Here is a 25,985-nt window from a genome sequence, read left to right on the forward strand (position 1 = left end):
CCCGGCACCACCCGGCTCGACCGGCCACCCGCGCGGGCCCGCGGGGCCCCCCCCCCCCCCGGGGGGGGGGGGGGCCCGGGGGGGGGGGGCCCCGCGGGGGGGGGGGGGCGCGCCCCCCCCCCCCGGCCGTGGGGCGCGGGATCAGTCGAAGACGAACGGGCCGGGCGACTGCGACGACGTGGCGTCGCAGTTCACGGTCACCCCGAAGATCTTCAGCGTGAGCGCGGTGCCGGCGAAGAAGGAGTCGAGGCTGTCACCCGAGGCGACGGTCCCGGCCAGCGGCCCCATGGTCACGGCGGAACCGGCCGCGAGGGCGGGGTTCTTCCTGCCGGTGAACACCGTGGTGCCGGTGCCGTTCTTCGCGAGCGTGAGCCGGGCCTCGATCTGGTCGGCGCCGACGGCGACGGGCGTCGTCATCGCCGAGGTGACGGTGATGGTCGCGGCGGTGCCGTTCTGGGTGGCGGTGAGCGTCGCCCCGCCGCCGCCCCAGAACCCGCAGTCGTACGTGGCCGTGGCGCTGCCCGGCACGGCGGCGGCCGCCGGGGCGAACGCCAGTCCGGTGACGGCGAAGGCCCCCGCCGCCAGCGCCGCGCCGACGCGTAACCTGCTGCCTCTCATGGGGTGTTCCCCTTTCCCTTGTCCCTGTTCCCGCGCGTCGGGAGGTCCCGTTCGGCGGGTCGAGAGCGCACTCGTGCACACGGCGCTACGAAGGGTGCGGGGCTGCGTGAAGGGTGCGCGCCGGGGCGCGGCTCGCACCCCGGGCCGACGGCCCCGCCAGGAGAACTGACGGTCCGTCGGCTGATGTGCTGTTCATTGAGGCGCAGGCGACCGGCGAAGGCAAGAGGAACCTCGTTGATTCTTCAGCGACTTCGGGACGTGGCGGCGTCAGGAGGCCGCCGAGTCGCCGCGGCGCGTCCACCACCGGCCTGCCGCCGCGGCGAGCAGCACCAGAGGCACCAGCGCGACCAGCACCAGCAGTGCCAGGTCGGGCCCGTCCACGTCCTCACCCCGGAGGAACGCGGCACCGGCCGGGACGACATGGGCGCCGACCGCGACGACCAACAGCACCGAAGCGGCGGCCGACAGTACGCGCGCCGCCGCCTGCCGCCGCGCGCCCAGCAGTTCGGCGCCCGCCCACGCCAGCAGGAAGAGGGCGAAGGTGTCCGTCAACGCGGGCGCCCGGCCGTCGATCAGCCACTCCAGCACGGTCACGATCACGAACGCCACGCCCATGGCGAAGGCGCCCCTCAGCAGCCATCGCGGTGACCGCGCTACCCCCCGGGGCGCCATCAGCCGGCCGTCACGGTGGCGCGCAGGGCACCGTCCGGACCGGCGAGCAGCACCGGGGTGTCCGGGCCGCCCAGGTCGCGCACGGCCGCGCGGTCCTCGTCGGACGCGGCGTCCGCCTCGGACACGACGGCGGCGGCCTCCAGCGACTTGGCGCCGCTGGCCACGGCCATGGCCACGGCGGTCTGCAGCGCGCTGAGCCGCAGCGACTCCAGGGCGACGGTTCCGGCGACGTAGGTACGGCCGGTCTCGTCCCGCACCGCGGCGCCCTCGGGCACACCGTTGCGGGCGCGGGCGCTGCGCGCCAGCGTGATGATCTTGCGGTCCTCGGGGTCCAGGTCGGTGCTCTGTGTCATGCCCCGAGCATAAGTCGCGGGACACCGGTGGGGTCGGCGGCGGGGTCCTACCAGTCCAGCGCGGTCCTGCCGGCCCAGCGCCGTCCCACCGGTCCCACCGGTCCAGCGCTGCCCTACCGGCCCAGCGCCGTCCTACCCGTCTCACCAGCCCCACCGGTCCCACCAGCCCGACCGGTCCTGCCGGTCCCACCGGTCCTGCCCGCCCAGCACCGTCCTACCGGTCCCACCAGCCCCACCGGTCCTGCGGGGCCCTCCCGTCCTACGGGCGCTGCCGGTCCCCGCGTGCCCACCGGTCCCCCGGAACCCGCGCGGGCCGTACGGGCCCTACGGCCGGTCCAGGCGGAGGCGCTCGGCGCGCGGCAGCCCCGCGACCACCAGGTCGTAGGAGTCCTCGACGAGCTCACGGACCATGGCGGCGGGCAGCCCGCCGACCGTGACGGTGTTCCAGTGCCGTTTGTTCATGTGCCAGCCGGGCGCGATCGCCGGATGGTCGGCGCGCAGTCTGACCGCGATCTCGGGCTCGCACTTGAGGTTGACCGTGAGCGGCCTGCCGTTGAGCGCGGCCAGCGCGAACATCTTGCCCGCGACCTTGAAGACGGACGTCTCCGGGCCGAAGGGGAACTCCTCCACCGCGGCGTTGAAACTCAGACAGAACTCCCGCAGCTGCTGGGGGGTCATCTCGCTCACGCCGCCTCGTCCTCCGGTTCCGGCGGTACGGGCTCCACGAGCACCGTCACGATCTTGTTCCGGCGGCCCGCCGGGGACTCGGCCGTCAGCCGCAGCGCCCGCCCGTCGGGCAGGTCCACCACCGCCGTGGCCCCGGCGATCGGCACCCGGCCGAGGGCCTTGGCGAGCAGCCCGCCGACCGTCTCCACGTCCTCGTCGTCGTACGCGTCGAGGCCGAACAGCTCGCCGAGGTCGCCGATGTCGAGGCGGGCCGTGACCCGGAAGCGGCTCTCGCCGAGCTCCTCCACCGGCGGCAGCTCCCGGTCGTACTCGTCGGTGATCTCGCCGACGATCTCCTCCAGGATGTCCTCGATGGTGACGATCCCGGCCGTGCCGCCGTACTCGTCGATGACGACCGCGCAGTGGTTGCGCTCCCGCTGCATCTCGCGCAGCAGGTCACCGGCGTTCTTGGTGTCCGGGACGAAGGCCGCCGCCCGCATCGCCGTGGACACCAGGTCGGATTCGGCGTCCCGGTTGATGTGGGTCTTGCGGACCAGGTCCTTCAGATACACGATGCCGACGACGTCGTCCTCGTTGTCGCCGGTCACCGGGATCCGGGAGAAACCGGAGCGCAGTGCCAGCGTCAGCGCCTGCCGGATGGTCTTGAACCGCTCGATGGACACCAGGTCGGTGCGCGGGACCATCACCTCGCGCACCAGGGTGTCGCCGAGTTCGAAGACGGAGTGCACCATGCGGCGCTCCTCGTCCTCGATGAGGGACTCCTGCTCGGCCAGGTCGACCATGGCACGCAGCTCCGCCTCCGAGGCGAACGGGCCCTTGCGGAACCCCTTGCCCGGGGTGAGCGCGTTACCGATGAGGATCAGCAGCTGCGGCACCGGGCCCATGACCCGGGCGAGCGGCAGCAGCACGTACGCGGCGGCGGTGGCCGTGTTCAGCGGGTGCTGGCGGCCGATGGTGCGCGGCGAGACACCGACCGCGACGTACGACACGAGGACCATCACCCCGATCGCGACGACGAGCGCGCTCCACGTCTCCGCGAACTCCTCCAGGCAGACGTACGTGATGAGGGCCGCAGCCGCCATCTCGCAGGCGACGCGGACCAGCAGGGCCACGTTCAGGTACCGGGTGGGGTCGGAGGCGACCTGGGCGAGCTTGGCCGCGCCGCGACGCGCGGACCGTACCGCCTCGGCGGCGCGGAAGCTGGAGACGCGCGCGATGCCCGCCTCCGCGCACGCCGCCAGCCACGCGACCACGACCAGCGCGACCGCGCCGAGGACGAGTTGCGCGGTCATGAGACGGTCGGCGCCGGGGACGGGCCGGTGAGGCCCTTCTCCGCCCGCCAGCCGTCGATGATCGCCGCCTGGAGCCCGAACATCTCGGCCTTCTCGTCCGGCTCCTCGTGGTCGTACCCGAGCAGGTGCAGCACTCCGTGGACGGTGAGCAGCTGGAGCTCCTCGTCCATGGAGTGCCGCGTCGGGGCCTCCTGGCCCTGCCGGGTGGCGACCTCGGGGCAGAGCACGATGTCGCCGAGGAGGCCCTGCGGGGGCTCCTCGTCGTCCTTCGCCGGCGGGCGCAGCTCGTCCATCGGGAAGGACATGACGTCCGTGGGACCGGGCAGGTCCATCCACTGGATGTGCAGCTGCTCCATCGCCTCCGCGTCCACCACGATCACCGACAGCTCGGAGAGGGGGTGGATGCGCATGCGCGTGAGCGCGTAGCGGGCGACGTCGAGGATCGCCTGCTCGTCGACCTCGGTACCGGACTCGTTGTTGACGTCGATCGACATGGTGCTCTTCTGTCTACTTCCCGTTTCGGCTGTCGTACTTCTCGTACGCGTCGACGATACGGCCGACGAGCTTGTGCCGAACGACATCCTGGGACGTCAGCAGGGAGAAGTGGACGTCGTCCACGCCGTCCAGGATGTCCCGGACCTGGCGCAGACCGCTCTTGGTGCCGCCCGGCAGGTCGACCTGGGTCACGTCACCGGTGATGACGATCTTCGAGTCGAAGCCGAGCCGGGTCAGGAACATCTTCATCTGCTCGGGGTTCGTGTTCTGCGCCTCGTCCAGGATGATGAACGCGTCGTTGAGCGTCCGTCCGCGCATGTACGCCAGCGGCGCCACCTCGATCGTGCCCGCCGCCATCAGCCGCGGGATCGAGTCGGGGTCGAGCATGTCGTGCAGCGCGTCGTACAGCGGGCGCAGGTACGGGTCGATCTTCTCGTAGAGCGTGCCCGGCAGGAAGCCGAGGCGCTCGCCCGCCTCGACGGCGGGCCGGGTCAGGATGATCCGGTTGACCTGCTTGGACTGCAGGGCCTGCACCGCCTTCGCCATGGCGAGGTAGGTCTTGCCGGTGCCCGCCGGGCCGATGCCGAAGACGACCGTGTGCTTGTCGATGGCGTCGACGTACCGCTTCTGGTTGAGCGTCTTCGGGCGGATCGTGCGCCCCCGGCTGGAGAGGATGTTCTGCGTGAGCACCTCGGAGGGTGTCTCGACGGCCGCTCCCCCGGTCTCCTCCTTGAGCATGGCGATCGAGCGTTCCACTGCGTCCTCCGTCATCGGCTGCCCGGTGCGGAGCACCAGCATCATCTCGTCGAACAGGCGCTGGATGAGCGCCACTTCCGTCGCGTCCCCGACCGCGCTGATCTGATTGCCCCGGACGTGGATGTCGGCCGCCGGGAACGCCTTCTCGATCACACGCAGCAGCGAGTCTCCCGAGCCGAGCACGGTCACCATGGGGTGCTTGGCGGGCACGGTGAAGTGGGCACGTACCTGGTCTGTGGGTGTCTGAGTCATGGGCCGGCCCTCTGGCCTGCGCATACCTCCTGTTGCGGGGTTCTCGCCACTCGACAACCTCTGGACTGTCCAGCGTACGACGTGCCGATGACAAGCCCGAAGGCTTTTCCCGGGCTGCCCGGCCCCGCCCGGCGCTACGCGGAGCGGCCGAACCCGATCGTGGGCACCGCGCGGCGCAGCGGCCACGTCCGGCTCGGGGCGGGCAGCAGCGCCTCCAGGAACCCGTACCGGCGCAGCGCCGCCGGGTCCTGGTCGGAGCAGCCGCGCACGTACTGCCACCAGGCGGCCACCTCGACCCATCCGGGCGCGGACAGCGAACCGCCGAACTCCTGCACGGACAGGGCCGCGGTGAGCCCGGCGAAGGCCAGCCGGTCGGCGAGCGGCCACCCGGCGAGGGTGCCGGTGACGAACCCGGCGACGAACACGTCCCCGGCGCCCGTCGGGTCCAGCGCGGTCACCGCGATGGCGGGGACCTCGGCGGTCTCGCCGGTCGCCCCGTCCACGGCGTACGCCCCCTCCGCGCCGAGCGTGACGACGGCCAGCGGCACCTTCTCGGCCAGCGCACGGGCGGCGGCGCGCGGGCATGCCGTGCCGGTGTAGCGCATGGCCTCCTCGGCGTTCGGCAGGAACGCCTCGCAGTGCGCCAGGTCCATGAGCGACGCCAGGTCCCAGCGGCCGGTCTCGTCCCAGCCGACGTCCGCGAAGATCCGGGTGGCGTTGCCCGCGGCGGCGGCCACCCAGGGCTCGGTCCTGCCGGGTACGAGCGAGGCGACGGCGGCACGCGCGCGTGGCGGGTACTCGGGCAGCGCGCTCCGCAGGGGCGGGGCCTCGTGGCCGTGCGACACCATGGTGCGTTCGCCGTCGTAGGCCATGGACACGGTCACCGGCGAGTGCCAGCCGGGCACGGTCCGCGACAGGGACAGGTCGATGCCCTCACCCTGCTCCAGGGCGTCCCAGCAGTAGTCGCCGTAGTGGTCGTCGCCGAACGCGGCGGCGAGCGAGGTGCGCAGGCCGAGCCGGGCGAGCGCGGTGGCCATGTTGGCGACCCCGCCGGGGCTGGAGCCCATGCCGCGCGCCCAGGTCTCGGTGCCGCGCACGGGGGCGCTGTCCAGGCCGGTGAACACGATGTCGAGGAAGACCGTTCCGGTGAGGAACACGTCGCAGCACGGATCGGCGGGGGTACGCAGCGTGTCCAGGGGGTCGACCCCGGCGGTGTGCTGCCGTTGCTGCTGCTCTCCCCTGGGTGTGGTCACGGCGTGCTCCCCGGTCGCGGTGCGGATCTGGCCAGTGTGCCCGATTGCGCACCGTTTCGAGACCGGGACGGAGGACCCGGGGACGGGACCGATGACCTGGAGCCGGGCCGAAGACTTTGGCGGGACGGAAGACCCGGGCCGGGCCGAAGACCCTGGCGGGACCGAGGACCCGGGCCGGGCCGAAGACCCTGGCGGGACCGAGGACCCGGGCCGGGCCGAAGACGTGGCCTGGGAGTAAGGCTCCGGGCCTGGGAGTAAGGCTCCGGGCCTGGGAGGGAGGCCCCGGCCGGGAAAACCGTCCGCGCTCAGTCGAAGACGTACGCGTCGACCTCGGCGAGGTACCGCGCCCGCCGCTCCTCGTCGTCGTCGAGGAACGACGCCAGGAACGAGTTCCGGGCCAGCTCGCGCAGCGCCTCCTCGTCCAGCGCCAGCGCCTCGCGCACGGCGTGGAACGTCTCGCCCACATAGCCGCCGAAGTACGCGGGATCGTCGGAGTTGACGGTGACCAGCAGCCCGGCCGCCATCATCTCCCTCAGCGGGTGCTGCTCCAGGACGTCGACGGCCCGCAGCCGTACGTTCGACAGCGGACAGAGCGTCAGCGGCACCCGTTCCCGGGCCAGCCGCTCCACCAGCTCCGGGTCCTCCATGGCCCGCAGCCCGTGGTCGATCCGCTCGACACCGAGGACGTCGAGGGCCTCGCGGATGTACGCGGGCGGTCCCTCCTCACCGGCGTGCGCGACCTTGCGCAGCCCGAGCGCCCCGGCCGCCTCGTACACCTCGCGGAACTTCGACGGCGGGTGGCCGACCTCCGCCGAGTCCAGTCCGATCCCGCAGATCCGGTGCAGATACGGCTCCGCCGCCCGCAGGGTCTCCATCGCCGACTCCGCCGACTCGTCCCGCAGGAAGCACATGATCAGCTTCGTGGAGACGCCGTGCCGCGCCTCGCCGCTGTCCAGCGCACGGGCGAGGCCCTCGATCACGGTGCCGATGGGCACGCCACGCGCGGTGTGGGCCTGCGGGTCGAAGAAGATCTCGGCGTGCCGGACGCCCTGGGCGGCGGCGCGGGCGAGGTAGGCGTCGGCGAGTTCCGTGAAGTCGTCCGCCGACCGCAGCACGCCCATGAGCGCGTAGTACAGGTCGAGGAAGGACTGCAGGTCGCTGAAGAGGTACGCCTTGCGGAGTTCTTCGGTGTCCGCGTAGGGCAGCTCGACGCCGTTGCGTTCGGCGAGCGCGAAGGCGAGTTCGGGTTCCAGCGTGCCCTCGATGTGGAGGTGCAGTTCCGCTTTGGGCAGGTCTTCGGGGAGGTGCATGGCGGTGGTCCCTAGGAACGCTTCGGGAGGGGCACCCGGACGAGGTCCTGGGCGATGGTCAGTTCGCCGTGGAAACCCGCCCTGCGGGCCTGCCGTTCGAACTCGGCGGGGTCGTGGTACCGCTGCGAGAAGTGGGTCAGCACCAGATGGGCGACCCCCGCGTCGCGGGCGACCCCCGCCGCCTGGCCGGCCGTCAGATGGCCGTGCTCCACGGCGAGCTGCTCGTCGTCGTCGAGGAACGTCGACTCGATGACGAGCAGGTCGCAGCCCTCGGCGAGGGTGTGCACGCCGTCACACAGCCGTGTGTCCATGACGAACGCGAAGCGCTGCCCCCGCCGTACCTCGCTGACCTCGTCCAGGGTCACCCCGCCGAGCTCGCCCTCGCGTTGGATACGGCCCACGTCCGGGCCCTGGATGCCGTGCGCGGCCAGCCTCTCCGGCAGCATGCGGCGCCCGTCGGGCTCGGTCAGCCGGTAGCCGAACGACTCGACGGGGTGCGAGAGCCGGTACGCGTCCAGGGTGTAGGCGGGCGTCTCGGCGATCGGCCCGTCGACGGCGACCGGCGCCTCCACGATGTCGGCGCGCTCGCGGTAGGCGGTGGCGTACCGCAGCCGGTCGAAGAACCGCTGCCCGGAGGCCGGGTAGTGCGCGGTGACCGGGTGCGGGACCTGGTCGAGGTTGATGCGCTGGATGACCCCGGCGAGGCCGAGGGAGTGGTCGCCGTGGAAGTGCGTGACGCAGATCCGGTCGATGTCGTGCGCGGCCACCCCGGCCCGCAGCATCTGCCGCTGGGTGCCCTCACCGGGGTCGAAGAGGATGCCGTCGCCGTCCCAGCGCAGCAGGTAGCCGTTGTGGTTGCGGTGTCGGGTGGGCACCTGGCTGGCGGTGCCCAGCACGACGAGTTCTCGTACGGACAAGGTGGTACCGACCGCCTATCCGGGAGGCCACTCGAGGCCGCGGCCGCCGAGGACGTGGGCGTGCGCGTGGAAGACCGTCTGTCCGGCGCCGGTTCCGGTGTTGAACACGATGCGGTAGCCGGAGCCGTCGATCTTCTCGTCGGCCGCGATCCGGCCCGCCTCGACCAGCACGTCGGCCGCGACGGCCGGTTCGGCGGCGGCGAGCGCCGCGGCGTCGGCGTGGTGCGCCTTGGGGATCACCAGGACGTGCGTGGGCGCCTGCGGGTTGATGTCACGGAAGGCGACGGTCGTCTCGGTCTCCCGGACGACCGTGGCGGGGACCTCCCCCGCGACGATCTTGCAGAACAGGCAGTCGCTCTGCGGCTCTCCGGCCATGCTGCGGCCCTTCCTCGACTGGACGACACGGACGACGAATCGGATACGGTCCGTACCCTATCCGCCGCGCCGAGCGCCGCGTGCCGCGTGCGGCGTGCCGTGCGCCGCACGCGCGGTGGGCGGTCCGGCCGGCGTGGCGAGGGGCGTCACGACCAGCGGCCCGTGCGGCCCAGGAGCAGTGCGGTGGCGGCCGTCCCGGCGGTCGAGGTGCGCAGGACGCTGCGGCCCAGCCGGTACGGCTTGGCGCCCGCCTCCGCGAACGCGGCGAGCTCGTCGGGCGACACGCCGCCCTCGGGGCCCACGACGAGCACGATCTCGCCCGTGGAGGGCAGTTCGGCGGTCGCCAGCGGCTGGGAGCCCTCCTCGTGCAGGACGGCCGCGAAGTCCGCGTCGGCGAGCAGCCGCGCCACCTGCCTGGTGCCGGCCGCGTCCGCGACCTCGGGGAACCGGAGCCTGCGCGACTGCTTGCCCGCCTCGCGGGCGGTGGCCCGCCACTTGGCGAGTGCCTTGAGGCCGCGGTCGCCCTTCCACTGCGTGATGCACCGGGACGCCGCCCAGGGCACGATCGCGTCGACACCGGTCTCGGTCATCGTCTCGACGGCCAGTTCGCCCCGGTCGCCCTTGGGCAGCGCCTGGACGACGGTGATACGCGGCGCGGGCACCGGTTCCGTACGCACCTCCGCGACCTCCACGTCGAGCCGGTCCTTGCCCTCGACGGCCGCCACCGTGCCGTACGCGCCGGTCCCGGCGCCGTCCGTGAGCACGACCTCCTCGCCGACGCGCAGCCGCCGCACGGAGACGGCGTGCCGCCCCTCCGGCCCGTCCAGGGTGACGGTTCCCGACGTGACCCTGTCCACCACGAAGACCGGCGCGGTCATGCCGCACCTCGCAGGGAGAGCGCCGCGATCGCCGACCGCAGCTCGGAGTCGAGGACCTCGACCAGCCGGCCGGCGGGCAGTTCGCGGGCCATCCGGTGGCCCTGCCCGGCCCACAGCGCCATGCCCTGCGGGTCCCCGGCCTTGGCTGCCGCCTTGCGGAGCCCGCTCGTCAGATGGTGCACCTCGGGGTACGCGGCGGGGGCGTACGGCCCGTGCTCCCGCATGAACCGGTTCACCAGGCCGCGGGCGGGCCGCCCCGAGAACGCCCGGGTCAGCTCCGTCCGTACGAACAGCGGATCGGTCATGGCCTGCTTGTGCAGCACGTTCGCTCCTGATTCGGGGCACACGAGGAACGCGGTGCCCAACTGCGCCGCTTCGGCGCCCGCCGCGAGGACGGCGGCGATCTGGCCGCCGCGCATCAGCCCGCCGGCGGCGATCAGCGGCAGCCGTACCGTCTCCTTCACCTGCGCGACCAGCGCCAGCAGTCCGGTGCCGGAGCCGCCGGTCGCCGGGTCGTCCCGGTGTGTGCCCTGGTGGCCGCCGGCCTCGACGCCCTGCACGCACACGGCGTCGGCGCCGGCCCACTGCGCGGCCTGCGCCTCCTCCGGCGACGTGACCGTCACCACGGTGAACGTTCCGGCGCGGGAGAACGCGTCGAGCGTGTCCCGGCTCGGGCACCCGAACGTGAACGACACCACCGGCACCGGGTCGTCCAGCAGGATCGCGAGCTTGGCCTCGTAGCCGTCGTCCCGCCCCGCGTCGGGGTCGCCGAGCGGCGTCTCGTACCAGGTGGCCTCACCGGCCAGCTGCTGCTGGTAGAGCGCGACCGCTGCCGGGTCGGCCTGCCCCGGCTGCGGCATGAACAGGTTGACGCCGAACGGCTGCGCGGTCAGCCCGCGGACCTGTTTGACCTCCTGGTACATGCCGTCGGCCGTCTTGTACCCGGCGGCCAGGAAGCCGAGACCGCCCGCCTCGCACACGGCGGCGACGAGCTGCGGACAGGAGGCGCCACCCGCCATGGGGGCCTGCACGATCGGGTGACGACAGAGATCGGTCAGTGCGGAGGACATGCACGCATGGTGTCACGCCGCCGCGCCGCACCGAACCCCCCGCCTCCCCACCCCACGGGCGGCGTCCCGGCCCGCACAACGGCGAGGGGCGGCCCCGGGTGACACCCCGGAACCGCCCCGGCAACCCTGACGCCCCGGCAACTCTGACGCCCTGACGCCCTGACGCGCCTAACGGCCGTTGAACGCGTCTTCAACCGTGAGAAGAGCCCCTGCCGCCCGGCAGGCCCCACCAGCCCGGGGGACAACCCCCGGACCCCCGGCCACACCACACCGTCACCGCACGCGCCTAACGCCCGTTGAACGCGTCCTTCAACCGCGAGAACAGCCCCTGCTGCCCCGGCAGGCCCCACCAGCCCGGGGGACAACCCCCGGACCCCCGGCCACACCACACCGGCACCGCACGCGCCTAACGCCCGTTGAACGCGTCCTTCAACCGTGAGAAGAGCCCCTGCTGCCCCGGCTGGAACTGGCCCATCGGGCGCTCCTCGCCGCGCAGCTTGGCGAGCTCCCGCAGAAGCCGCTCCTGCTCGGGGTCCAGCTTCGACGGCGTCTGGACCTCCACGTGGACGATCAGGTCGCCCCGGCCGCCGCCGCGCAGGTGGGTGACGCCGCGCCCGTGCAGCGGAATCGACTGGCCGGACTGCGTGCCCGGCCGGATGTCGACCTCCTCGATCCCGTCGAGCGTCTCCAGCGGGCACTTCGTGCCCAGCGCGGCCGCCGTCATGGGGATCGTCACCGTGCAGTGCAGATCGTCGCCGCGCCGCTGGAACACCGCGTGCGGCAGCTCGTGGATCTCGACGTACAGGTCACCCGCGGGGCCACCGCCCGGACCGACCTCGCCCTCGCCGGCGAGCTGGATACGGGTGCCGTTGTCGACACCGGCGGGGATCTTGACCGTGAGCGTGCGGCGCGACCGGACCCGGCCGTCGCCCGCGCACTCCGGGCACGGCGTCGGGACGACCGTGCCGAACCCCTGGCACTGGGGGCACGGACGCGAGGTCATGACCTGGCCCAGGAAGGACCGGGTCACCTGCGACACCTCACCGCGGCCGCGGCACATGTCGCAGGTCTGCGCGGACGTGCCGGGCGCCGCGCCCTCACCTGAGCAGGTGGTGCACACCACGGCCGTGTCGACCTGGATGTCCTTCGTCGTGCCGAAGGCCGCCTCGTCGAGCTCGATCTCCAGCCGGATCATCGCGTCCTGGCCGCGCCGCGTCCGCGAGCGGGGCCCGCGCTGCGACGCCGTACCGAAGAACGCGTCCATGATGTCGGAGAAGTTGCCGAAGCCGCCCGCGCCGAAGCCGCCCGCGCCCGGGCCCGCGCCCGCCGAGGACAGCGGGTCGCCGCCGAGGTCGTAGACCTGCTTCTTCTGCGGGTCCGACAACACCTCGTACGCGGCGTTGATCTCCTTGAACCGCTCCTGCGTCTTCGGATCGGGGTTGACATCCGGGTGCAGCTCGCGCGCGAGCCGCCGGAATGCCTTCTTGATCTCGTCCTGGGACGCGTCGCGGCGTACGCCGAGTACGGCGTAATAGTCCGTGGCCACTTACGACTCCGCCAGGATCTGTCCGACGTAACGTGCCACTGCGCGTACCGCTCCCATCGTTCCGGGGTAGTCCATGCGGGTCGGTCCGACCACGCCGAGTTTGGCGACGGCCTCGTCGCCCGAACCGTAGCCGACCGCGACGACGGACGTGGAGCTCAGCCCCTCATGGGCGTTCTCATGTCCGATGCGCACGGTCATCGCCGAATCCGTGGCCTCGCCGAGCAGCTTGAGGAGCACGACCTGCTCCTCCAGTGCCTCGAGTACCGGCCGGATCGTCAGCGGGAAGTCGTGCCCGAAGCGGGTGAGATTGGCGGTACCGCCGATCACCAGCCGCTCCTCGGTCTCCTCCACCAGCGTCTCCAGCAGTGTGGCCAGCACCGCCGAGACGGTTCCGCGGTCCTCCGACTCGAAGGACTCGGGGAGATCCTGGACGAGCTGCGGCACGTCGGCGAACCGACGCCCGACGACACGGGCGTTCAGCCGCGCCCGCAGATCGGCCAGGGAGGTCTCGCCGAACGGCGCGGGGCAGTCGACCATGCGCTGCTCCACGCGACCCGTGTCGGTGATCAGGACGAGCATCAGCCGGGCCGGGGCCAGCGACAGCAGCTCCACGTGCCGCACGGTGGAGCGTGTCAGCGACGGGTACTGCACGACGGCGACCTGCCGGGTCAGCTGCGCGAGCAGCCGCACCGTACGCCCCACGACGTCGTCCAGGTCGACGGCGCCGTCCAGGAAGTTCTGGATGGCCCGGCGCTCCGGTGTCGACAGCGGTTTGACGCCGGCGAGCTTGTCCACGAACAGCCGGTAGCCCTTGTCGGTGGGGATGCGCCCCGCGCTGGTGTGCGGCTGGGCGATGAACCCTTCCTCCTCCAGCACCGCCATGTCGTTGCGGACGGTGGCGGGCGAGACGCCGAGGTTGTGACGCTCGGTGAGTGCCTTGGAGCCGACGGGCTCCTCCGTGCCGACGTAGTCCTGGACGATGGCGCGCAGCACTTCCAGTCTGCGTTCACTGAGCATCGCGCACACCTCCAGCTGGCTCGGGTTTCCTGCCGTTCGTTGGCACTCACGGCGTCCGAGTGCCAATAATCCCGCGGCCAGTGTACGGCGCCGAGGTAATCCCCTGGCAAGGGCGGCCGACCACGCTACCGCGCGCCGGTGGTGGGCATTGCCGATAGCGTCGCCGTATGGACGTCTCTTGGGAAGACTTCGGGTGGGAGCGGCTCGCCGACGGCGTGGGCCGCAGGCGCCTGCCCGTATGGGACGCGACCACCGCACTCGTGGTCGGGGAGGACGCCGCGCTCCTGTACGACACGGGCTCCACGCTGCGTGAGGGCGCCGAGGTGCGGGCGCAGGCGCAGCGGCTGCTGGGCGGCCGCCGCGTGACGCATATCGCACTGAGTCACCCGCATTTCGACCATGTGCTCGGCACGGCGGCGTTCGCGGGCGCGGAGGTGTACGGGGCGGTCGGGCTGGACGAGGTGCTGGTCAAGGACCGGGACACCCTGCGGTACGACGCGATCCGTCAGGGTGTCGACGCGGCGGAGGCGCTGGAGGCGACGGACGTCGTGGTGCGCCCGCACCATCTGGTGTGCGGCGAGTGGACGCTCGACCTGGGCGGGCGGCAGGTGCTGCTGGCCAACGTGGGGCCCGGCCACACCGGGCACGACCTGGCTCTGCTGGTGCCGGGCCTGCGCGGCGGGCCCGAGGTGGTGTTCTGCGGCGACCTCGTGGAGGAGTCCGGTGATCCGCAGGCGGGGCCGGACGCGATCCCGTCACGCTGGCCGGCGGCCCTGGACCGGCTGCTGGAGCTCGGCGGTGACGACGCGGTGTACGTGCCGGGGCACGGCGCGGTGGTCGACTCGGCGTTCGTCCGCGCCCAACGCGATGAACTGGCCCGGCGCTTCGGGGTGTCGTAGCGTCTGACGAATGCGCGGCTACCACCCCGATCTCACGCCCCCCTGGAAGCGCTCCGCACCCGTGCCCGAGGTGCCCGCCGAGCCGGACCTGGTGGTCGAGGAGGTGGGGACGGGGTTCTGCGGCGCGGTGATCCGCTGCGAGGCCGGCACCGTGACCCTGGAGGACCGGTTCGGCAAGCACCGGGTGTTCCCGCTGGCGCCCCGGGGGTTCCTGCTGGAGGGCCGTACGGTCACGCTGGTGCGCCCGGCGGGCGCGGCGCCGGTGCGGCCGTCCCGTACGGCCTCCGGGTCGGTCGCCGTACCGGGTGCCCGCGCGCGCGTGGCCCGGGCGGGGCGGATCTACGTGGAGGGCCGCCACGACGCCGAGCTGGTCGAGCGGGTGTGGGGCGACGACCTGCGGATCGAGGGCGTGGCCGTCGAGTACCTGGAGGGCGTGGACGACCTGCCGGGGATCGTCGCGGAGTTCGCGCCGGGCCCGGACGCCCGCCTCGGAGTGCTGGTGGACCACCTGGTGCCGGGCTCCAAGGAGTCCCGTATCGCGGCGTCCGTGCGCGACCCGCACGTCCTGGTGGTCGGCCACCCGTACATCGACGTCTGGGAGGCGGTGAAACCGTCGTCCGTGGGCATCCCGGCCTGGCCGGCGGTGCCGCGCGGCCAGGACTGGAAGACGGGCGTGTGCCGGGCGCTGGGCTGGCCGCAGAACACGGGCGCCGCCTGGCAGCACATCCTCTCGAAGGTCCGCTCCTACAAGGACCTGGAACCGGCGTTGCTGGGCGCGGTGGAGCGGCTGATCGACCATGTGACGGTCGGCGACGCGGACAGGTGACCGCCGTCGCACGCGATCGTTGACCACCAGGGCGCCGGTCGTTCCCCGCCGCGGCGGGGGGTGTTCCGTCGATCAGCTCGTCCACGCGGCCCAGAAGTGCGCTGTCTCCGCCGCAGCGGGGGTCTCGGCCGGTGTCCCGGCCCCGACCCGGCAGGGTCAGTCCACCAGGTCCCGGACCACGGCGTCGGCGAGCAGCCGGCCCCGCAGCGTGAGGACCGCGCGGCCCTCGGTGTAAGGGGCGGCATCCAGGAGCCCGTCCCTTACCGCCCGCTCGGCGGCGGCCAGCCCCGCGGGCTTCAGCAGCGACAGTGCGCAGCCCTCGCGCAGCCGCAGCTCCAGCAGGACGCGTTCGACGCGCCGGTCCTCGTCGGACAGGACCTCCCGGCCCGCGCCCGGTGAGCGCCCGTCGGCGAGGGCGGCGGCGTAGGCACCCGGGTGCTTGACGTTCCACCAGCGCACCCCGCCGACGTGGCTGTGCGCGCCGGGGCCCGCGCCCCACCAGTCGGCGCCGCGCCAGTACAGCTCGTTGTGCAGGCAGCGGCCCGCGTCGGACGCGGCCCAGTTGGAGACCTCGTACCAGTGGAAGCCCGCGCCGGCGAGGACGGAGTCGGCGATCAGGTAACGGTCGGCGTGCACGTCGTCGTCGGTCATCGGCACCTCGCCGCGCCGGATCCGGCGGGCCAGCTGGGTGCCTTCCTCGACGATCAGCGCGTACGCGGAGACGTGGTCGGGTCCGGCGCCGATCGCCGCCTCCAGGGAGGCCCGCCAGTCGTCGTCACTCTCACCGGGGGTGCCGTAGATGAGGTCCAGGTTGACGTGCTCGAATCCGGCGGCGCGGGCTTCGGCGACGCACGCCTCCGGCCTGCCGGGGGTGTGGGTGCGGTCGAGGACCTTCAGGACGTGCTGCCGGGCGCTCTGCATGCCGAACGAGATCCGGTTGAAGCCGCCCTCGCGGAGCGTGGCGAGATAGGCCGGGTCGACGGACTCCGGGTTGGCCTCAGTGGTGATCTCGGCGTCGTCGGCGAGCCCGAACTCGCCGCGGACCGCGTCCAGCGCGGCCACCAGGTCGCGGGCGGCGAGCAGCGTGGGCGTACCGCCGCCGACGAAGACCGTACGGACGGGGCGGGGGTCGTCGCCGAGGACCTTCCGGGCGAGCCTGATCTCGTCGGTGAGCGTCGCCGCGTAGTTGTCGCGGGAGGCGAGGACGCCGCCCGAGCCGCGCAGCTCGGTGGCGGTGTAGGTGTTGAAGTCGCAGTACCCGCAGCGCGTCGCGCAGTACGGCACGTGCAGGTAGAACCCGAGCGGCCGGTCACCCGCCCCGCGCAGGGCGGACGCGGGCAGCGCGCCGTCCTCGGGCATCGGCTCACCATCGGGCAGTACGGAAGGCATGTCGTCCATTGTCCGTCACCGCGGCCGGTGCTGTGCCTGGAGCACCAGGAGGGCCAGGTCGTCGCGTACGGGACCCTCTCCGAAGGCGTGCACGGCCTGCCTGAGCCGGTCGGCGACGTCCTGCGCGCCGAGCCCGGCGCAGTCGGCGAGCGCCAGGGCGAGGCCGTCGCCGTCGTCGAACATGCGGCCGCCGCGCGAGCGCCGCTCGGTCACGCCGTCGGTGACGCACAGGAGGGTGTCACCGGGCGCCAGGTCGAAGGTGTGGCTCTCGTACGCGACGTCGTCCACGACACCGAGGAGGACCTGCGGCGTGGCCGGGGCGGTCACGGAACCGTCGGGGCGCAGGAGCAGCGGCAGGGGGTGCCCGGCGCAGGCCAGCGTGCAGCGGGCGCCGCCGCCGGCCTCGGGCGGCAGCGGGACCAGCTCGCCGTAGAGGAGGGACAGGAACCGGGCCTGGGCGGGCCCGAGCGTCCCGTCGACGACGCCGTGGCCCGGTGGCGGCCCCGGCAGACCGGCGGCCCGTACGGACTCGGGGAGACCGGCCGCTCGTACGGAGTCGGGAAGGGCGGTACCGAGGGCGGGCGGCGGGGGCTCCGGGAAGGAGGCCGGTGCGGCGGCCGCCAGGCGGGCGGCGGCCTCGGCGGCCTCGGTGGCGTCGTCCAGGAGCAGCCGGTTGAGGCGGTCGAGGACCTCGCCGACCGGATGGCCCTCGCGGGCGAGGAGCCGCAGCCAGGGGCGGGCGAGCCCGGTGACGACGGCGGCCTCGGGGCCGCTGCCCTGGACGTCGCCGAGCATGAAGCACCAGCGGCGGGCGCCGGGGCCGGCCTCGAACACGTCGTAGAAGTCGCCGCCCGCCAGTCCGTCGTCGCTCGGCTCGTACACGACACGGCTGTCCACACCGGGGATCCGGGCCACGCGGCCGGGCAGCAGCCCCCGCTGCAGGACCCGGCTGATGGTGACCTGCCGGGTGTACTGGCGGGCCGCGCCGATCGCCAGGGCCACGCGCCGGGCGAAGTCCTCCATGAGCGCGGTGACCGACTCGGGGACCGGCAGCAGCCCCCGCCGGCCCAGCACGAGGGTGCCGACGGCCCGCCCGCGCGCGACCAGCCGGTAGGCGAGGGCGGTGCCGTTCACCTCCGTACCGTCACCGCCGTCCGTGCCTGCGCCGGGCGTCGGGTGGCGGTCGCCGCGTGTGCCTGCGCCGGGCGTCAGGTCGCCGCCGGGCGGCCAGGGGATCCGTACCGGGCCGGTGGCCAAGGAGTCCGGCAGCCTCGGCGGCTCCTTCTCCAGGCCCCTGCGCAGCTCTTCGACGGCTGACTCGTCGGTGTGCCACACACGGGCGAGCCGCTGTTCGGCTCCGCGCCCCGAAGGGCCGCCCGGTTCGGCATGCCCGGCGTCGACATCCAGCCAGAACGCGCACCAGTCCGCGAACCGGGGCACCAGCAGCTGCGCGGCCAGCGCGGCCACCATGTCCTCGTCCAGCTGCCCCGCGAGCAGGTCGGACGCCTCCGCGAGGAAGGACAGCCCGCCACGGCTGATCCACTCGTGGTCGTCGCGCCCGGTGCGGCGGGGTGCGGGCGCGAGGATCCCGGCGGCGCGCAGACCCCGCTGGAGCGCCGGTCCGGGGCCGGGCACGGGGCAGACGTCGCCGCCGTCGAGGGCGAGCCGGGCCCAGACGGTCTTGCGGCCGGTGCGGTACGTGATGCCCCAGCACTCCGCCAGCGCGCCCACGAGGTGCAGGCCGCGCCCGTACTCGGCGAACCCGCCCTCGGCGTCCGGGCCGGACGCCTGGCCGTGCAGGGTGCGCGCGGGATGCCGGTCGGACACCTCCAGGACGAGCGCGGCGGGCTGGTCCCCGGCGGGATCCTCCAGGCGCAGGAGCAGTTCGACGGTGGTGCCCGCGTGGACGACGGCGTTGGTGACCAGTTCGTCGGCGACCAGCACGGCGTCGTCCGCGACGCGTTCGGTGACCGTGGCCGCCGCGGGCAGGGCGAGCGCGGTCCAGTCGGCGAGGGCGGCCCGTACGAACCGGCGGCCCGCCGCGGGCGTCAGCGGGTTGCCGGGGAGGCTGGTACGCGCGACGGAGGCGACGGGCGCGGACGCGGGCGACGCGAAGGCGGCGGCGAGGCCGACCAGATCCGGCCCCGAGGCGCCGGTTGCCGCGGCGGCGCCGGGTGCCACTGTGCCACGGGCGGCTGCGTCGGGCGCCACGGTGTCACGGGCGGCGGCGTCGCGGGCGGTTCGCGAGGACGGGTCCGCGGACTCCCTCGGTGTCGGAACAGACCCCACGGGCGGCTCCCTGTTCGTCTCCGGTCGGTCGCGTCTGGATGAACACCGACAGGGTGACAGACCGGGACGACATATGAGCGTGGAGTCACCGAAGTGACGCATCGGGGCGGCCGGATACAGCCAACCGGACAGCCGGCAGCCACGGCACACGGCTCGCCGCTCACGGCTCACGGCTCACGGGCGACGGCAGCCCCCGGCCGGTGCCGGGAAACCGGCCGGACGGGGGCTGCCGCTCTGGGACTCAGGCCTCTCGGGAGCCCTCGTACATCTCGTCGATGAGCCCCTTGTACGTGCGCTCCACGACGGGCCGCTTCAGCTTGAGGCTGGGCGTGAGCTCGCCGTGCTCGATGTCCAGGTCGCGCGGCAGGAGCCGGAACTTCTTGATGGTCTGCCAGCGCTGGAGGCCCTCGTTCAGCCGGTCGACATAGCCCTGGATCAGGTCCTTGACCTGCTGTGTCGCGACGAGTTCGGCATAGTCGCGGCCCGCCATGCCGTGGTCCTTCGCCCAGCCGAGGAGAGTGGCCTCGTCGAGTGCGATCAGCGCCGTGCAGAAGTTCCGGTCGGCGCCGTGGACCAGGATGTTGGAGACGAACGGGCAGACCGCCTTGAACTGGCCCTCGACCTCGGCCGGTGCGATGTACTTGCCGCCGGAGGTCTTGATCAGGTCCTTCTTGCGGTCCGTGATCCGCAGGTAGCCGTCCGCGGACAGCTCGCCGATGTCACCGGTGTGGAACCAGCCGTCGGACTCCAGGACCTCGGCGGTCTTCTCCGGCAGCCCGTGGTAGCCCTGCATGATGCCGGGGCCGCGCAGCAGGATCTCGCCGTCGTCGGCGATCCGGACCTCAGTGCCGGGCAGCGGCTTGCCGACGGTGCCGGTGCGGTAGGCCTCGCCCGGGTTGACGAAGCTGGCGGCGCTGGACTCCGTCAGGCCGTACCCCTCCAGGATGTGGATGCCCGCGCCGGAGAAGAAGTAGCCGATGTCGGGCGCGAGCGCCGCCGAACCGGACACGGCCGCGCGCAGCCGCCCGCCGAAGGCGTCGCGGAGCTTGGAGTAGACGAGCGCGTCGGCGACCTTGTGCTTGGCGGTGAGCCCGAACGGCGCGGTGGCCTGGCCGGTGCGGCGGAAGTTGTCCTGCGTGACGCGGGCGTACTCGCGGGCCACGCCCGCCGCCCACTGGAAGATCTTGTACTTGGCACCGCCGGCCGCGCGCGCCTTGGCCGCGACCCCGTTGTAGACCTTCTCGAAGATCCGGGGCACTGCCGCCATGTAGGTCGGCTGGACCACCGGCAGGTTCTCGATGATCTTGTCGACGCGTCCGTCGACCGCCGTCACATGGCCGACCTCGATCTGGCCGGAGGTCAGCACCTTGCCGAACACATGGGCCAGCGGCAGCCACAGGTACTGCACGTCGTCCTCGCGCACCAGCCCGGTCGCGGCGATGGCCTTCGCCATGTACGACCAGTTGTCGTGCGGCAGCCGCACGCCCTTGGGGCGGCCCGTGGTGCCCGAGGTGTAGATCAGCGTGGCGAGCTGGTCGGCGGTGATGGCTCCGACCCGCTCCTTGACCGCGTCGGGGTTCTTCTCCAGGTACGTGCGCCCGCGCGCCTCCAGGTCGGCGAGCGTCAGCACCCAGCCCTCGGGGTCGTCGTCGGCCGGCTCGACCGCGCTGCCGTCGACCACCACGACATGGGACAGCTTCGGCAGGTCGGCGCGGCGCTCCCGGGCCTTGGCGAGCTGGGCGGCGTCCTCCGCGATCAGCACGCGGCTGTCGGAGTCGGCGAGGATGTACGAGGACTCCTCGGCATTGGTCTGCGGGTAGACGGTCGTGGTGGCGGCACCCGCGCACATCACGCCCAGGTCGCACAGGATCCACTCCACGCGGGTGGACGAGGCGAGCGCGACCCGCTCCTCCGGCAGGACGCCGAGATCGATCAGTCCCGCCGCGATGGCGAAGACGCGCTCGGCGGCCTGGCCCCAGCTCAGGGACTTCCAGTCGTCCGGCCCCTGGCCGGAGGCTGAGGGCACCGGGTACCGATATGCCTCGGTGTCCGGGGTCTTCGCCACGCGCTCAAGGAAGAGGCTCGCCACGGAGGGCGGCCGGTTCTCGATCTGGGTCTGTGTGTCGCTCACGACGTCCTCCGGGCCTGCGGCAGGGCTGCACGACTTGCTGGTGGTTCGCTCAGTGCTGCGTGTTCAACGGCTGGTGTGATCCATGGGGGGTTGATTCGAACGGCTGTGCCGAAACGGCCGCGTCGACGGATGGGACGAAACGGCTGTATCGAACGACTGTTGTTTAACTCGCGAGTAACCGGCGAGCGGGTTCAGGGTAGAGCGCCCGGCTCCGTGGCGTAAGAGGCTGCGGCCTCGCGGTTCATACCCGGTTCATAACGACTGTGCGGTCCGCGTGGGGTCCTGGTGCGGTCGGCGTGTTTCTCTCCCCGTTTCCGTCCGGTTCGTTCGCGACTCCGCACCGTTGTCCGGGGAAACGGGGAAGACGCCCGTCCGTGACCGGACGGGCGTCTCTACCGCTTCTTCGGCGTGCGACTACTTCTTGGTCTTGCCGCCGGCGGAGTCGTCGCTGGACAGCACCGCGATGAAGGCCTCCTGCGGGACCTCGACGGAGCCGACCATCTTCATCCGCTTCTTGCCCTCCTTCTGCTTCTCCAGCAGCTTCCGCTTACGGGAGATGTCACCGCCGTAGCACTTGGCGAGGACGTCCTTCCGGATGGCGCGGATGGTCTCGCGGGCGATGACCCGTGAGCCGATGGCCGCCTGGATGGGCACCTCGAAGGCCTGCCTCGGGATCAGCTCCCTGAGCTTGGCGACGAGCCGCACGCCGTACGCGTACGCCGCGTCCTTGTGCGTGATCGCGGAGAACGCGTCCACCTTGTCGCCGTGCAGCAGGATGTCGACCTTGACCAGGGACGACGCCTGCTCGCCCGTCGGCTCGTAGTCGAGCGAGGCGTACCCGCGGGTCTTGGACTTCAGCTGGTCGAAGAAGTCGAAGACGATCTCGGCGAGCGGCAGCGTGTAACGGATCTCGACACGGTCCTCGGAGAGGTAGTCCATGCCGAGGAGGGTGCCGCGGCGGTTCTGGCAGAGCTCCATGATCGAGCCGATGAACTCGGACGGGGCGAGGATCGTGGCGCGTACGACGGGCTCGTACACCTCGCTGATCTTGCCCTCGGGGAACTCGCTCGGATTGGTGACCGTGTGCTCGCCGCCGTCCTCCATCAGGACGCGGTAGACCACGTTCGGGGCGGTGGCGATCAGGTCGAGGCCGAACTCGCGCTCCAGCCGCTCCCGGATCACATCGAGGTGGAGCAGGCCGAGGAAGCCCACGCGGAAGCCGAAGCCGAGGGCGGCGGACGTCTCCGGCTCGTAGACCAGGGCCGCGTCGTTGAGCTGGAGCTTGTCGAGAGCGTCCCGCAGCTCCGGGTAGTCCGAGCCGTCCAGCGGGTACAGGCCCGAGAACACCATCGGCTTGGGGTCCTTGTAGCCGCCCAGCGCGGTCTGGGCGCCCTTCGTCAGGCTGGTGATCGTGTCACCGACCTTGGACTGGCGGACGTCCTTCACACCGGTGATGAGGTAGCCCACCTCGCCCACGCCGAGACCGTCGGCGGCGAGCATCTCGGGCGAGTTGGTGCCGATCTCCAGCAGCTCGTGGGTCGCGCCGGTCGACATCATGCGGATGCGTTCGCGCTTGTTGAGCTGCCCGTCGACCACACGGACGTAGGTGACGACACCCCGGTACGAGTCGTAGACCGAGTCGAAGATCATCGCGCGGGCGGGGGCGTCCTTGACGCCGACCGGCGCCGGAACGTCCCGTACGACGCGGTCGAGCAGCGCCTCGACACCGACGCCGGTCTTGGCGGAGACGCGCATCACGTCCTCCGGCTGGCAGCCGATGAGGTTGGCGAGCTCCTCGGAGAACTTCTCGGGCTGCGCCGCCGGAAGGTCGATCTTGTTGAGCACCGGAACGATGGTGAGGTCGTTCTCCATCGCCAGATACAGGTTGGCGAGGGTCTGCGCCTCGATGCCCTGGGCGGCGTCCACGAGGAGGATCGTGCCCTCGCAGGCGGCGAGGGAGCGGGACACCTCATAGGTGAAGTCCACGTGGCCCGGGGTGTCGATCATGTTGAGGATGTGGGTCCTGCCCTGGTCCTCACCCTCGGTCGGTGCCCACGGCAGGCGGACGGCCTGGGACTTGATCGTGATGCCGCGCTCGCGCTCGATGTCCATGCGGTCGAGATACTGAGCACGCATCTGCCGCTGCTCGACCACACCGGTCAGCTGGAGCATCCGGTCGGCAAGGGTCGACTTGCCGTGGTCGATGTGCGCGATGATGCAGAAATTGCGGATCAGCGCCGGGTCGGTACGGCTCGGCTCGGGCACGTGGGTAGGGGTCGCGGGCACGCAGGGTCCTGATTCTCGAGCCCCCGGTGGAATGCCAGGGGTCTCTGCTCGGGTCGACGTCGGATCGATACGTAGGTTCCATGGTCCCACGGCCGGCGACGGGCGCTCGGTTCGGTCCGCCGGGCGCTCGGTTTGGGCCGGTCGGACGGCGGCTGGTAGCCTGAGCAGCTGTGTCTCGTGGCCCTCTCAGCGGCGGGACGCACACCGAAGATCATTACGAACCTGAAAAGGCTCTTTCGTGGCGAACATCAAGTCCCAGATCAAGCGGAACAAGACGAACGAGAAGGCGCGCCTGCGCAACAAGGCCGTCAAGTCCTCGCTCAAGACCGCGATCCGCAAGGCCCGTGAGGCTGCCGCCGCGGGTGACGTCGAGAAGGCCACCGTGGCCGCTCGCGAGGCGTCCCGCAAGCTCGACAAGGCTGTCTCGAAGGGTGTCATCCACAAGAACGCCGCCGCCAACAAGAAGTCGGCGCTGGCCTCCAAGGTTGCCTCCCTCCAGGGCTGAGTACCTGTCGGTGCCTCACGGCACCTGTTGATGTGATCGCCGGAACGGATCAAGCGGGCCCTCTCATCCGCTCCTGACCGGCACCCCGAGCCGCACGCGGCCTGCGTTCGCCACGCGGGTGCGGCTCACGATCGTGACCCGAAGGCCCCGGTGGCCGTCCTTCCCCAGGACGCCCCCGGGGCCTTCGGCATGCGCCCGGGAGCGGGGCGGCGGCCGGGGGGCGGAGGCGGGGGGCGGCTTGGTGGGGGCGATGGCCAAGGGTCCGTGGCTGGGGGCGGAGGGCGGCGGCCGGGGGGCGGAGGCGAGGGGACCGGGCGGGTGCGCCCGGAGGCGTGCGGGGCCTGGAGGGCGCACGCTCGGACCTTTGGGCCCGCCGGTGTGTACGGGACCGCCTCGGCGCGCGGGCCGGACTGGCCGGGGCCAGGCGGGGGCCGGGGCCGGGCGTGGGCCGGGGCCAGGCGGGGGCCGGGGCCGGGCGAGGCCTGGAGGGCGGGCGGGGGCCAAGACTGGCGCCGTCCGGACAGGGGCGGGCCGGACGGGGCCTGGAGGGCGGGCGGGGGCCTACTGCCGCCGTCCGGGCGGGCGCGGGTCGGCGCGTGTCCTGCCTGGCCCTCGGATGGCGCTCGGGGTTCAGCGACGGGAGCGGGCGGCTCGGGCGATGGCCACGACCGCCTTCTCCAGCGCGTACTCCGGGTCGTCGCCGCCACCCTTGACACCCGCGTCCGCCTCGGCGATCGCGCGCAGTGCCATGGCGACACCGTCGGGCGTCCACCCCCGCATCTGCTGCCGGACGCGGTCGATCTTCCAGGGGGGCATGCCGAGCTCACGCGCCAGGTCCGCGGGGCGGCCGCCGCGCGCGGCGGACAGCTTGCCGATGGCCCGCACGCCCTGAGCCAAGGCGCTGGTGATCAGCACGGGCGCCACACCGGTGGCGAGCGACCAGCGCAGCGCCTCCAGTGCCTCGGCGGCGCGGCCCTCCACCGCCCGGTCGGCGACGTTGAAGCTGGAGGCCTCCGCACGACCGGTGTAGTACCGGCCGACGACCGACTCGTCGATCGTGCCCTCCACGTCCGCGACGAGCTGCGCCACCGCGCTCGCGAGCTCGCGAAGGTCGCTGCCGATGGCGTCCACGAGCGTCTGGCACGCCTCGGGGGTCGCCGAGCGCCCCAGCGCCCGGAACTCCCCCCGGACGAACGTCAGCCGTTCCCCCGGCTTGGTCGTCTTCGGGCAGGCGACCTCCCGCGCGCCCGCCTTGCGCGCCGCGTCCAGCAGCCCCTTGCCCTTCGCAGCGCCCGGGTGGACGAGCACGAGGCTGACCTCGTCGACAGGCGCCCCGAAGTACGCCTTGACGTCCTTGATCGTGTCGGCGGAGAGGTCCTGCGCGTTCCGCACGATCAGCACCTTGCGCTCGGCGAAGAGCGAGGGGCTGGTCAGCTCGGCGAGGCTGCCGGGCTGCAGCTGGTCGGCGGTCAGATCGCGAACATCCGTGTCCGGGTCGGTGGCGCGGGCGGCCGCCACCACCTCCCGTACCGCACGGTCGAGGAGAAGGTCCTCCTGCCCCACGGCGAGCGTGACGGGGGCGAGCGGGTCGTCGGTCGAGTTCTTGGTGGCCATCGTGGTCCAGCATCCCACGGGCCACCGACAGCCCGGCCGCGCGAGCCGCACGCGCCCGTGGCCCGGCCCGCCGTCGCTCACGGGGACTCTCAGCGCCCCTGGTCAACGGCGTCGACGCTCGTGGCCTGTCGATGACGTGCCCGGCCCGGTGCCTCACCCCCCGGGTGGCCGGCGGGCGGGCGCCTGAGACGCGGGCCGGTGCGGCCTACGGCTCCTCGCGCCAGCCGTCCCATTCGCCGGCGAAGTCGTCCAGGTCGCCCGGCGAGAGCCTGCCGTTCGGGTCCTCGATCACCACCAGCCACTGGGCGTCCTCGGCGTCGTCCTCCCCCGCAAGCGCGTCCCGTACCAGCTGGGGCTCCTCGTCGACCCCGAACCTGTCGCCGAGCGCTTCGGCGGCCTCCTCCGCGGCATCCCGGTCGGGCAGCACCAGCACATGTCTCACATCGTTCACGGGACCATTCTTCAACCCCCCGATTTCGCTCGGATGTCCAGGTCCGCATATGCGGAACACGGAGCGGCTCGGCGGCTCGGCGGCTCGGCGGCGGACCGTCACAC

General features: G+C 72.6%; 24 protein-coding genes. 3 read left to right on the forward strand and 21 right to left on the reverse strand.

The genetic code is table 11. From position 1 onward, the window contains the following. Positions 1–141: 141 nt before the first annotated feature. From ACGF5U_RS03505 to hrcA, 15 genes are all read right to left on the reverse strand, one after another. Entirely contained in the window at positions 142–618 is a 477-nt protein-coding gene (locus ACGF5U_RS03505; protein WP_392718701.1) for a hypothetical protein, read from the reverse strand. A gap of 267 nt (positions 619–885) precedes the next feature. Beyond that, positions 886–1,233: a hypothetical protein gene (locus ACGF5U_RS03510; RefSeq protein WP_392718702.1), complete on the reverse strand. Its 348-nt coding sequence runs from the start codon at positions 1,231–1,233 to the stop codon at positions 886–888. 56 nt (positions 1,234–1,289) lie between these two features. Then, positions 1,290–1,643, reverse strand: a complete 354-nt coding sequence (locus tag ACGF5U_RS03515) for a cytidine deaminase (protein ID WP_392718703.1) — start codon at positions 1,641–1,643, stop codon at positions 1,290–1,292. A gap of 324 nt (positions 1,644–1,967) precedes the next feature. Then, positions 1,968–2,321 (reverse strand): MmcQ/YjbR family DNA-binding protein, encoded by a 354-nt coding sequence (locus ACGF5U_RS03520; RefSeq protein WP_392718757.1) that lies wholly within the window; start codon positions 2,319–2,321, stop codon positions 1,968–1,970. Positions 2,322–2,326: 5 nt separating this feature from the next. Further along, positions 2,327–3,622, reverse strand: a complete 1,296-nt coding sequence (locus tag ACGF5U_RS03525) for a hemolysin family protein (protein ID WP_392718704.1) — start codon at positions 3,620–3,622, stop codon at positions 2,327–2,329. Then, complete coding sequence (gene ybeY, locus ACGF5U_RS03530; protein ID WP_392718705.1) at positions 3,619–4,116, reverse strand: rRNA maturation RNase YbeY; 498 nt, start codon at positions 4,114–4,116, stop codon at positions 3,619–3,621. The genes ACGF5U_RS03525 and ybeY overlap by 4 nt, the downstream gene beginning before the upstream one ends. Before the next feature lie 13 nt (positions 4,117–4,129). Then, on the reverse strand, positions 4,130–5,125 hold the full coding sequence (locus tag ACGF5U_RS03535; protein ID WP_392718706.1) for a PhoH family protein: 996 nt from the start codon (positions 5,123–5,125) through the stop codon (positions 4,130–4,132). 134 nt (positions 5,126–5,259) lie between these two features. Continuing rightward, entirely contained in the window at positions 5,260–6,378 is a 1,119-nt protein-coding gene (locus ACGF5U_RS03540) for a carbohydrate kinase family protein (RefSeq protein WP_392718707.1), read from the reverse strand. A 305-nt stretch (positions 6,379–6,683) separates the two neighbouring features. Then, a complete protein-coding gene (locus ACGF5U_RS03545) occupies positions 6,684–7,688 on the reverse strand; it encodes an adenosine deaminase (protein ID WP_392718708.1) in 1,005 nt (334 codons plus the stop codon). Positions 7,689–7,699: 11 nt separating this feature from the next. Beyond that, positions 7,700–8,605 (reverse strand): ribonuclease Z, encoded by a 906-nt coding sequence (locus ACGF5U_RS03550; protein WP_392718710.1) that lies wholly within the window; start codon positions 8,603–8,605, stop codon positions 7,700–7,702. A gap of 15 nt (positions 8,606–8,620) precedes the next feature. Beyond that, positions 8,621–8,980, reverse strand: a complete 360-nt coding sequence (locus tag ACGF5U_RS03555; protein WP_392718712.1) for a histidine triad nucleotide-binding protein — start codon at positions 8,978–8,980, stop codon at positions 8,621–8,623. A 146-nt stretch (positions 8,981–9,126) separates the two neighbouring features. Beyond that, positions 9,127–9,858, reverse strand: coding sequence for a 16S rRNA (uracil(1498)-N(3))-methyltransferase (locus ACGF5U_RS03560; RefSeq protein ID WP_392718714.1), 732 nt, complete (start codon positions 9,856–9,858; stop codon positions 9,127–9,129). After that, complete coding sequence (locus ACGF5U_RS03565) at positions 9,855–10,928, reverse strand: nitronate monooxygenase (protein WP_392718716.1); 1,074 nt, start codon at positions 10,926–10,928, stop codon at positions 9,855–9,857. Before ACGF5U_RS03565 ends, ACGF5U_RS03560 begins: the two co-directional genes overlap by 4 nt. Positions 10,929–11,334: 406 nt before the next feature. Next, positions 11,335–12,474, reverse strand: a complete 1,140-nt coding sequence (gene dnaJ / locus ACGF5U_RS03570; protein ID WP_392718718.1) for a molecular chaperone DnaJ — start codon at positions 12,472–12,474, stop codon at positions 11,335–11,337. Further along, on the reverse strand, positions 12,475–13,491 hold the full coding sequence (gene hrcA / locus ACGF5U_RS03575) for a heat-inducible transcriptional repressor HrcA (protein WP_392718720.1): 1,017 nt from the start codon (positions 13,489–13,491) through the stop codon (positions 12,475–12,477). It abuts the gene before it with no gap. A 167-nt stretch (positions 13,492–13,658) separates the two neighbouring features. Here hrcA and ACGF5U_RS03580 point away from each other — a divergent pair, with 167 nt between their 5' ends. Both ACGF5U_RS03580 and ACGF5U_RS03585 read left to right on the forward strand, forming a co-directional pair. After that, positions 13,659–14,390 (forward strand): MBL fold metallo-hydrolase, encoded by a 732-nt coding sequence (locus ACGF5U_RS03580; protein ID WP_392718722.1) that lies wholly within the window; start codon positions 13,659–13,661, stop codon positions 14,388–14,390. Between the two features lie 10 nt (positions 14,391–14,400). After that, a complete protein-coding gene (locus ACGF5U_RS03585) occupies positions 14,401–15,216 on the forward strand; it encodes a DUF3097 domain-containing protein (protein WP_392718724.1) in 816 nt (271 codons plus the stop codon). A gap of 156 nt (positions 15,217–15,372) precedes the next feature. Here the strand turns inward: ACGF5U_RS03585 and hemW are convergent, their stop codons facing one another. From hemW to lepA, 4 genes are all read right to left on the reverse strand, one after another. After that, on the reverse strand, positions 15,373–16,605 hold the full coding sequence (gene hemW / locus ACGF5U_RS03590) for a radical SAM family heme chaperone HemW (RefSeq protein ID WP_392718726.1): 1,233 nt from the start codon (positions 16,603–16,605) through the stop codon (positions 15,373–15,375). Between the two features lie 15 nt (positions 16,606–16,620). After that, the gene (locus ACGF5U_RS03595) at positions 16,621–18,816 is read right to left on the reverse strand and encodes a SpoIIE family protein phosphatase (protein ID WP_392718760.1); all 2,196 of its coding nucleotides are present in this window, start codon (positions 18,814–18,816) and stop codon (positions 16,621–16,623) included. 319 nt (positions 18,817–19,135) lie between these two features. Continuing rightward, positions 19,136–21,025, reverse strand: a complete 1,890-nt coding sequence (locus tag ACGF5U_RS03600) for an AMP-dependent synthetase/ligase (protein ID WP_392718728.1) — start codon at positions 21,023–21,025, stop codon at positions 19,136–19,138. Between the two features lie 414 nt (positions 21,026–21,439). Beyond that, entirely contained in the window at positions 21,440–23,311 is a 1,872-nt protein-coding gene (gene lepA, locus ACGF5U_RS03605) for a translation elongation factor 4 (protein WP_392718730.1), read from the reverse strand. 238 nt (positions 23,312–23,549) lie between these two features. Between lepA and rpsT the strand changes: the two genes are divergently transcribed. Continuing rightward, the gene (gene rpsT, locus ACGF5U_RS03610) at positions 23,550–23,816 is read left to right on the forward strand and encodes a 30S ribosomal protein S20 (RefSeq protein ID WP_123187713.1); all 267 of its coding nucleotides are present in this window, start codon (positions 23,550–23,552) and stop codon (positions 23,814–23,816) included. A 630-nt stretch (positions 23,817–24,446) separates the two neighbouring features. Here the strand turns inward: rpsT and holA are convergent. After that, positions 24,447–25,430, reverse strand: coding sequence for a DNA polymerase III subunit delta (gene holA, locus ACGF5U_RS03615; protein ID WP_392718733.1), 984 nt, complete (start codon positions 25,428–25,430; stop codon positions 24,447–24,449). A 205-nt stretch (positions 25,431–25,635) separates the two neighbouring features. Continuing rightward, positions 25,636–25,881 (reverse strand): hypothetical protein, encoded by a 246-nt coding sequence (locus ACGF5U_RS03620; RefSeq protein ID WP_392718735.1) that lies wholly within the window; start codon positions 25,879–25,881, stop codon positions 25,636–25,638. Positions 25,882–25,985 lie beyond the last annotated feature (104 nt).

The organism is Streptomyces sp. NPDC047886, assembly GCF_043204435.1.
Lineage (GTDB): Bacteria > Actinomycetota > Actinomycetes > Streptomycetales > Streptomycetaceae > Streptomyces.

Bases quoted from the DNA above. Each gene is read 5' to 3' on its own strand.
- ACGF5U_RS03585 (WP_392718724.1), top strand. From the start codon at position 14,401: ATGCGCGGCTACCACCCCGATCTCACGCCCCCCTGGAAGCGCTCCGCA.
- holA (WP_392718733.1), bottom strand. From the start codon at position 25,430: ATGGCCACCAAGAACTCGACCGACGACCCGCTCGCCCCCGTCACGCTC.
- hrcA (WP_392718720.1), bottom strand. From the start codon at position 13,491: ATGCTCAGTGAACGCAGACTGGAAGTGCTGCGCGCCATCGTCCAGGAC.
- ACGF5U_RS03560 (WP_392718714.1), bottom strand. From the start codon at position 9,858: ATGACCGCGCCGGTCTTCGTGGTGGACAGGGTCACGTCGGGAACCGTC.
- hemW (WP_392718726.1), bottom strand. From the start codon at position 16,605: ATGCCTTCCGTACTGCCCGATGGTGAGCCGATGCCCGAGGACGGCGCG.
- ACGF5U_RS03510 (WP_392718702.1), bottom strand. From the start codon at position 1,233: ATGGGCGTGGCGTTCGTGATCGTGACCGTGCTGGAGTGGCTGATCGAC.
- ACGF5U_RS03555 (WP_392718712.1), bottom strand. From the start codon at position 8,980: ATGGCCGGAGAGCCGCAGAGCGACTGCCTGTTCTGCAAGATCGTCGCG.
- ybeY (WP_392718705.1), bottom strand. From the start codon at position 4,116: ATGTCGATCGACGTCAACAACGAGTCCGGTACCGAGGTCGACGAGCAG.
- ACGF5U_RS03515 (WP_392718703.1), bottom strand. From the start codon at position 1,643: ATGACACAGAGCACCGACCTGGACCCCGAGGACCGCAAGATCATCACG.
- ACGF5U_RS03545 (WP_392718708.1), bottom strand. From the start codon at position 7,688: ATGCACCTCCCCGAAGACCTGCCCAAAGCGGAACTGCACCTCCACATC.
- ACGF5U_RS03520 (WP_392718757.1), bottom strand. From the start codon at position 2,321: ATGACCCCCCAGCAGCTGCGGGAGTTCTGTCTGAGTTTCAACGCCGCG.
- ACGF5U_RS03580 (WP_392718722.1), top strand. From the start codon at position 13,659: ATGGACGTCTCTTGGGAAGACTTCGGGTGGGAGCGGCTCGCCGACGGC.
- ACGF5U_RS03565 (WP_392718716.1), bottom strand. From the start codon at position 10,928: ATGTCCTCCGCACTGACCGATCTCTGTCGTCACCCGATCGTGCAGGCC.
- ACGF5U_RS03525 (WP_392718704.1), bottom strand. From the start codon at position 3,622: ATGACCGCGCAACTCGTCCTCGGCGCGGTCGCGCTGGTCGTGGTCGCG.
- ACGF5U_RS03535 (WP_392718706.1), bottom strand. From the start codon at position 5,125: ATGACTCAGACACCCACAGACCAGGTACGTGCCCACTTCACCGTGCCC.
- ACGF5U_RS03505 (WP_392718701.1), bottom strand. From the start codon at position 618: ATGAGAGGCAGCAGGTTACGCGTCGGCGCGGCGCTGGCGGCGGGGGCC.